Genomic DNA, 7,779 nt, shown 5'->3' on the forward strand with positions numbered 1-7,779 from the left:
AAATAATAGCCTTGGGAGAAGATCCAGCGCAAGGATTGCCCGTTTTTACTTGCATCGGGTCTAAACACCGCTCTGGTTTCCATGTCGATTCTGGTGGCAACCCAGCTTTTGTCACTGCTCTTATCAACACACCCGATGGATTGGCCCAAATGCAAAAAATGGAGGATTATTCCTCAACTTCCCCTAGTAATACGCTGCGCAAAACAATTTTTTTTCACCAAAATACCCATAAACTCTTTGAACTCTACCAAGCGCAAATGTGCATCTATCTTGATGAAGAGTTGCCGCAAGTAGAAGAAATCAGGTGCAAGTGTCAGGCGGTACAGCTGCTAACGGATCGGCTGCAGGCCTATGAGAAAATTTGGTATGATCCTTTTAAAATCCAGCTTATTGATCTAAAAAAACACTACTCGGAGCTGCTCCCTCACCTTTTAAATGATTTATCTCTTTATTTTGGCATGGAAGAAGCCAATACACTCGATCTTATCGACGCACTTGTGAAAAAGGAAATTTTCACCGCTGAAAGTGGCTTCTTATTGCAAGAGGCGGTGGCGGCTATTTACCTAAAAAGAGTAGATCTCCATTTTACTTGTGGGGAGCAAAAAGAAGAGGTTAGTCTAGAAGAATTTCGTAATGAAAAAGAGATCCTGGCCAAGATTTACTGGCTTGTGTTGCGCCCTCTTTACCGCAAATTAAAATTTTGTCTCTCTAACCTAGACTCTTATCAACTAAAGCTTTGCATTTCTAATCTCGACTCTTATTTTCAAAAAATCGATCTCCTTCAGGAGGCTTATTACGAAGAGAAACTGCATCCTGATACAATAGAAAATCTCAAGCCTTGGATGGTTCATTTCGTACATCATCTTGTTTCCAGGCAACAAGCGAAGGCGCTTGATCAGGCTTGGCATTGGCATGAAGCTTACTACCAAAGACTCTCACAGACGACTTTTACGGAACCTCTAAGAAAAATCTATCTTAATGTTTTGAACTCTTATGCCACTGAGGAAAGCTTTAGTAATTTAATCGCTCATCTTGCCTCGATTCCCAATCCAGGCGGAATTAGACAAAGCCAACGTTTAGAAGAAGAACAGTTTCAAAAAGCAATTCTTGCCATGACAATCGACCATCTGGATCCAGACGATCCCTTCCAAATCAAAATCCGCTGCCCGGCAGTGCCACATGCTCGGTATCTCAACCAGGCCGTGTGCAAACAAATCTTAGAAGAAACGGGAAACCTCAAACGGCAATACAAAAGCGCTCACCCCGTTGCGCGTGCTTCCTATGAAGGCTATCATCTGCACTTTAAACAAAAACCGACGCATCCTCTGCTGGAATATGCCATTCATGCGCTGACGGCACGCATTGCGGGGCATTTGAGTCCTCCAACTGAGCTGGCACGCTTTGAAGTTGATGTGAAAGGAAAAAAACAAATCTATCCCGTGTTAATTTCAAAAACAATTCAAGGAGAAACGTTAGAAAACACAGAAAAGCTAGACGTCAAGCAATTGACCTGGGCTTGCCTGTGTGCCTTATTGACACGTCCAGGCGATGGTCGCTTCTCGAACTATGTCGTCGAAGAAGAGACGCAACGCATTTTTTGCGTCGATAATGATATTTCTTTTGTCGAACCTGTCATCCACCATTTCGCCGGACATAAGGTCCATTTTTCCTCAGCTCTTTTTTGCTTACCTGCTAAATACCGTTTAGATCCTGAAGTACTACAGACTTTCCTTAATTTAGATCCTAATTTCATCCTTAATAGTTGGCTCGAAGACTTAATCCAAATAGACGAGAACTACCGCGCTCTTCATCTCTTTACTCCTAAAGAAGAAAAAATTTTATATGAAGAAAACCCGGAAGATTGCTTTAAAGGAACGCTTCTTTTGCGCAGCGGGATGGTGACGAATCTACTCATTCAATTTTACCATTTGCAAGACTGCTTACGCCAAGATTTAAAAAATAAAAAAGATTTTGCCCCTCTCGATCTTTTGCCTTATCTCATCAACTTACGGGGCAGTCACAAGCAAACCCTAGATCGCTGGGTGTACTCTAAATATAAGCAAGCTAATGCAAGCAGCCTAAGTCCCAAACAAAGGCTACAACAAGCGATCGATCGTCAGGTAGACATTTCTCTCACTTCCGCTCAAGCTGACGCAGCCACCTTTGGCAAACCCCCGACGTTTGAAGAAATTCAAGAACGTGAAGAATACTCTCCTGAAAAAGCTCAAAGTGAGCTTTTTGCGTTTACTTTAAGTCGGTGCACTTCACATGTCGCGTTCGGAACAAACAAAGAAGGAGAATGGATTGAAGCAGATTTTAGAAAGATGGTTAAAGGAAAGACACCTGATCGGGAGCGGCAACGTCTCGTTTTAAATGCCCTAATCTTTTTAATGAAAAATAAAAAGCTTCGACCCAGAAAAGTGACTTTGATGAACTGTGCTGTTTTAGATCACATCTCGTTAAAGCCTTTCTTGCATGTTGAACTCGACTATTTAAATGTGAGCGGCTGCCCGCTTATCAAAGAAGAAGCCATTCAAGCAATGGAAAATCGCTCTCCTAACCTCAAAATGCTTTATTTAAACCGCTGCATTCAGCTGCGCGCGTTTGAAAAACCACGCTTTCCTTTCGTTTCTACCTATTTGCAGTTTGCCAAATTAGAAGAATTGCAACTTAAGAGGTGTGAGGCGCTTACCTCGATTCAGCTAGATGCCCCTCTTTTGCATACCCTAAAAGCCGATAAAAATCCCCATTTAAAAACGCTCTTTTTCAAAACAGGTGCTCCGTATTTTAAAGGAAGTTTTACAAGATGTCCGAATTTAGATTTAAAAAAGGCGAAAGAAGAAGGAGTGAGTAAAATTTTAAAAGAAATAAAAACTTCAGAAATTGACCGTACACAATTATTTCAACTTTATATGAATGATTCTCGGCTCACTTCGCTTGAACTTAGTTACAGGGGAATAAGCGATAAGGAAGCGGAAGTTATTGCTAATGGACTTGCTTTTAATACGGCTCTTAAGTTTCTCCGGCTTAATAGTAACCAAATAAGCGATAGGGGAGCAATGACTCTTGATCTCGCTTTTGCTTTCAATACTACTATTAACCATCTCTGGCTTGAAAGAAACCTAATAAGCGATAGGAGAGCAGAAGCGCTTGCTCGGATTCTTGCTTCCAATACTGCTCTTATGACACTCCTTCTTAACAAAAACCGAATCAGCGATAAAGGAATGGAAGCATTTGCCCAGGCTCTTGTCTTCAATACTGCTCTTAGAAAACTTCATCTTAACGGAAACCAAATCAGCGATAAGGGAATGGAAGCTTTTGCTCGCGCTCTTATTTCCAATACGACTCTTGAGTCACTCAATCTTGACAGAAACCTAATAAGCGATAGGATAGCAGAAGTGCTTGCTCTTGCTCTTGTTTCCAATAAGGCTCTGAATACACTTTATCTTAACAAAAACCTAATAAGCGATAAGGGAATGGAAGCGCTTGCTCGCGCTCTTGCTTCCAATAGTGCTCTTTTGTATCTTAACCTTAATAATAACCAAATCAGCGATAAGGGAATGGAAGCTCTTGCAAAGGTTCTTGCTTCTAATACTGCTCTTAAGAAGTTTTGGCTTAACGGTAATTTAATAAAGCAATAGGGAGTTATAAACAATTAATCAAGCTCTTTATTCCATTGGAGCTGCTCTTAGAGTTCTCTGTCTTCACAAAAAAAATAAACATTTTAGATTTTTATACAGAAAACTCTAAGATGATTGGTTATAGCGTCGGCTTGGTTTTCATTCATTTGCGATGAAAGCATCCCTTAGACTGGCCCTTATCAAAACAAGCAATGACTTTTAAATCAAATTTTAAATTGATTGAGGTGTTTCTTTTTGATAGTATCTTTTCGATGTGAATTTTTGTTAAATCAAAGGATAGCCAAGTCATGCAAAGCACTCATCCTATCTCGGCCCAACCTTTTAGTGAGCAGCCATCAAAATTAGAAGACTTAAAAAGCCTCGATGCAATTTTGGCTACTATTAAGAAGGAAAAATACTCTCGAGCTGTCGAGCAGTTTAATTTTTTTATGGCCTTTTTGACGCCCTATGCGGAAAAAGAGATACTCAAAAAGATTTTTGACTGCCTCTTGTTGCTTATTCCCGTCGTAGAGTCTCCTAAAGAGATAGAAGAGGGTGTACGTTTACTGCTCAATTTAGCATCAGACTCCTGTTTTGCAGAAGAACAAAAGCAGTTAGCTACCGAACTCGCCAAATGGCATTACAAGCAAGGAAAACAAGAACAGCTAAATAAGAAACAAGTTAAAGATCCCATCAATGCTCTTCATTACGCAGTAAAGGCTCAGAGCATCTCGATGGCTTCTTCAGAATCCCAACGCCAAGCTTCTCGCTACTTTAAAGTCGCTTCAACGTCCCTTAGCGTTTTTAAGCAGCGTTTGAAAAAAGCAAGAGCCGAAGATAAGAGTCAGGAAGTCGTGCAACTCATCACAAATCTTGAAACGCGTTTTAAAGCAATCTGCTGCAAGGGTGAACAGCATGCTTTGATTAAATTATTCTATAAACAAGTACGCAAACTTATAGCGGCTCTATTTAGCAAGCGAGGAGGACAAAAACCGATAGAGGCAAGTGGGCTGCATCATCTAAAACCAACGATGGACCGTTATTTAAACAGTAAAACTTTTCCCACGACTTGTTTTATCACAACTACCTACCGAAAAAATTTAGATACTTATCGCGCAAGCTTTTACGAGCTCTATCAGACAATCGACTTGCAAAATTTTATCATTGAAGAGGTGCGTGCTTTTCAAAAAAAAGTTTCTGCGAACTTGATCAATTTTCTGCAAGCTTTAGTCGAAGATGCCATTGCCATTTTAGGAGATCCTCCGTGTTCGTACGATTTGCGAGCAATGGGATCTCTAGCCAAAGAAGAAATCTGTCCTTACTCAGACTTGGAATGGTGCATTCTCATGGAAGCAATTGAGCATCGCCCGTACTTTGTAAAATTAGCTCGCCTATTAGAACTACAAATAATAGCCTTGGGAGAAGATCCCGCACAAGGCTTGCCCGTCTTTACTTGTATCGGGACTAAACACCGCTCCGGCTTTCATGTCGATTCTGGCGGCAATCCAGCGGTTGTCCCTGATCTTATCCACACGCCCGATGGATTGGCTCAGATGCAAAAAATAGAGGAGTATCCTTCTAATTCGCATAATAATACGCTGCGTAAAACTATCTCCTTTCATCAAACGAACTCGTCGCTCTTTGACCTCTACCAAGCGCAAATGCGTACCTATCTCGATGAAAATTCTCTACAAACAAAAGAAATCAGGCGCAAGTGTCAGGCGCTACAGCTGTTAACAGATCGCCTGCAGACCTATGAACAGATTTGGTGCCATCCCTTTAAAGAGAAGATTATCGATCTAAAAAAGCACTACTCGGAGCTGCTCCATCACCTTTTAAATGATTTGTCCCTTTATTTCGGCATAGAAGAAGCCAATACACTCGATCTCATTGACGCGCTCGTGAAAAAGGAAATTTTCACAGCCGAAAGTGGTTTCTTATTGCAAGAGGCGGTGGCGGCCATTTACCTAAAAAGAGTGGGCCTCCATTTTACCTGTGGGGAACAAAAAGAAGAGGTTAACCTAGAAGAATTTTGTGATGAAAAAGAAATCCTGGCCAAGATTTACTGGCTTGTCCTGCGCCCTCTTTACCGTAACTTGAAGTTTTGCCTCTCTAACCTAGATTCTCATCAATTAAAACCTTGCATTTCTAAGCTAGACTCTCATTTTCAAAAAATTGATCTCCTTCGAGGGGCTTATTACGAAGAGGAGCTGCGCCCCGATAACATAGAAAATCTCAAGCCCTGGACCGCTCATTTCGTACATCATCTCGTTTCCAGACAACAAGCTGATGCGCTTGATCCGGATCAAGCTTGGCATTGGCATGAAGCTTACTACCAAAGACTCTCCCAGATGACTTTCACGGAACCTCTAAGAGAGACCTATCTTAAAGTCTTAGATAGCTATCCCGAGGAGGAAAATTTGGCTGCGTTAAGCGCTCATCTGGCTTCTATTCCCAACCCAAGCGGAGTTAGACAAAGCCGACGCTTAGAAGAAGAGCAGTTTCAACAAGCAATTCTTGCCATGACAACCGACCATCCAGATCCAGACGATCCCTTCCAAGTCAAAATCCGCTGCCCGGCAGTGCCCGATGCTCGGTATCTCAACCAGGACGTGTGTGAACAAATTTTAGAAGAAACGGGCAATCTCAAACGGCAATATAAAAGCGCTCATCCCGTTGCGAGTGCAACCCATAACGGATATCAGCTGCATTTTAAACAAAAGCCGACCCATCCTTTGCTGGAATATGCCATCCATGCGCTGACGGCACGCATTGCGGGTCAGTTGAGCTCTCCAACGCAGCTAGCACGTTTTGAGGTCGACATCAAAGGAAAAAAACGAGTCTATCCCGTTTTAATTTCCAAAACAATACAAGGGCAGACGTTAGAAAATGCCAAACAGCTAGACGTCAAGCAATTGACCTGGGCTTGCCTGTGTGCTTTATTGACTCGCCCAGGCGATGGGCGCTTCTCCAACTATGTTGTCGAAGAAAAGACGCACCGCATTTTCTGCGTCGATAACGATATTTCTTTTGTCGAACCGGTCATCCATTATTTCTTCGGGCATAAGGTTCATTTTTCTTCGGCTCTTTTTTGTTTAGATGCTAAGTACTATTTAGACTCTGAAGTGTTGCAGGCTTTTCTCCGTTTAGAGCCTAACCTCATTCTCAGTAGTTGGCTTGAAGACTTAATTCAAAAAGATGCGGCTTATCGCGAACTTCAACTTTTTAATTCTAAAGAGGAAGAACAGTTATATGAAGAAAACCCAGAAGATCGCTTTAAAGGAACGCTTCTTTTACGCAGCGGCACGGTGATGAATGTACTCGTGCAATTTTACCATCTACAAGACTGCTTACGTCAAGCTTTAAAAGATAAAAAAAGACTTGCTCCTATCGATCTTTTACCCTATCTCGTTAATTTACGGGGGAGTCACAAGCAAACCTTAGACCGTTGGGTGTACTCTAAATATCAGCAAGCCGTTACTAGCAGTTTAGATCCCAAACAAAGATTACAACAAGCGATCGATCGTCAGGTAGACATTTCTCTCACTTCCGCCCAAGCCGATGCAGCTAGCTTTGGCAAGCTCCCAACGTTTGAAGAAATTCAACAGCGCGAAGAATACTCCCCCGAAAAAGCCCAAAGCGAGCTTTTTGCGTTTACCTTAAACCGATGCGCTTCCCATGTTTTGTTTGGCGAAAACCAAGAAGGAGAGTGGATTGAAGCAGATTTTAGGCACATGATCAAAGGGGAAAGATCCGATCGAGAGCGGCAACGCCTCGTGTTACATGCTTTAATCTTTTTAATGAAAAATAAAGGTCTTCGACCCAAAAAAGTGACTTTGATGAACTGCGCTGTTTTAGATCACACCACCTTAAAACCTTTTTTGCATGTTGAACTTACCTATTTAAATGTAAGCGGTTGTCCATTTATTAAAGAAGAGGCCATTCTGGAAATCGAAAAGTGCTCTCCTAATCTCAAAACGCTTTATTTAAACCGATGCGCTCAGCTGCGCGCGTTTGAAAAATCACGCTTTCCTCTCACACCAACCTATTTGCAGTTTGCCAAATTAGAAGAATTGCAACTTAAGAGGTGTGTGGCACTTGCCTCGATTCAGCTAGATGCTCCTCTTTTGCATACCCTAAAAGCCGATAAAAATCCCCA

General features: G+C 41.8%; 2 protein-coding genes. Both read left to right on the forward strand.

The features are described from left to right. Positions 1–3,641 (forward strand): hypothetical protein (locus TY19_RS04930; RefSeq protein WP_042280667.1); only part of this gene is annotated, 3,641 nt, incomplete at its 5' end. A 287-nt stretch (positions 3,642–3,928) separates the two neighbouring features. After that, on the forward strand, positions 3,929–7,779 hold a 3,851-nt coding region (locus tag TY19_RS04935; protein WP_042280668.1), incomplete at its 3' end, for a hypothetical protein.

The organism is Candidatus Protochlamydia sp. R18 (assembly GCF_000648255.1).
Lineage (GTDB): Bacteria > Chlamydiota > Chlamydiia > Chlamydiales > Parachlamydiaceae > Protochlamydia > Protochlamydia amoebophila.